1 rRNA gene is annotated in these 1,102 nt (G+C 53.0%); it reads right to left on the bottom strand.

Annotated elements, in window-relative coordinates:
* Positions 1–1,102 (bottom strand): 16S ribosomal RNA (locus K6V48_RS11620); the annotation flags it as partial.

Below are 1,102 nucleotides of genomic sequence, written 5' to 3'. Positions count from 1 at the left end.
TCATCTATCCCACCTTAGGCGGCTGGCTCCTAAAAGGTTACCTCACCGACTTCGGGTGTTACAAACTCTCGTGGTGTGACGGGCGGTGTGTACAAGGCCCGGGAACGTATTCACCGCGGCGTGCTGATCCGCGATTACTAGCGATTCCGACTTCATGTAGGCGAGTTGCAGCCTACAATCCGAACTGAGACTGGCTTTAAGAGATTAGCTTGCCGTCACCGACTTGCGACTCGTTGTACCAGCCATTGTAGCACGTGTGTAGCCCAGGTCATAAGGGGCATGATGATTTGACGTCATCCCCACCTTCCTCCGGTTTATTACCGGCAGTCTCGCTAGAGTGCCCAACTGAATGATGGCAACTAACAATAGGGGTTGCGCTCGTTGCGGGACTTAACCCAACATCTCACGACACGAGCTGACGACAACCATGCACCACCTGTCACCAGTGTTCCGAAGAAAAATCCTATCTCTAGGACGGTCACTGGGATGTCAAGACCTGGTAAGGTTCTTCGCGTTGCTTCGAATTAAACCACATGCTCCACCGCTTGTGCGGGCCCCCGTCAATTCCTTTGAGTTTCAACCTTGCGGTCGTACTCCCCAGGCGGAGTGCTTAATGCGTTAGCTGCGGCACTGAGTCCCGGAAAGGACCCAACACCTAGCACTCATCGTTTACGGCGTGGACTACCAGGGTATCTAATCCTGTTCGCTCCCCACGCTTTCGAGCCTCAGCGTCAGTTACAGACCAGAGAGCCGCTTTCGCCACCGGTGTTCCTCCATATATCTACGCATTTCACCGCTACACATGGAATTCCACTCTCCCCTTCTGCACTCAAGTTTGACAGTTTCCAAAGCGTACTATGGTTAAGCCACAGCCTTTTACTTCAGACTTATCAAACCGCCTGCGCTCGCTTTACGCCCAATAAATCCGGACAACGCTCGGGACCTACGTATTACCGCGGCTGCTGGCACGTAGTTAGCCGTCCCTTTCTGGTAAGTTACCGTCACTGTGTGAACTTTCCACTCTCACACACGTTCTTCTCTTACAACAGAGCTTTACGATCCGAAAACCTTCTTCACTCACGCGGCGTTGCTCGGTCAGGGT

It is taken from the genome of Streptococcus suis, assembly GCF_019794555.1.
GTDB lineage: Bacteria > Bacillota > Bacilli > Lactobacillales > Streptococcaceae > Streptococcus > Streptococcus suis_AB.
The sequence above is the reverse complement of the archived record's forward strand: the minus strand, read 5'-3'. Positions and strand labels throughout refer to the sequence as shown.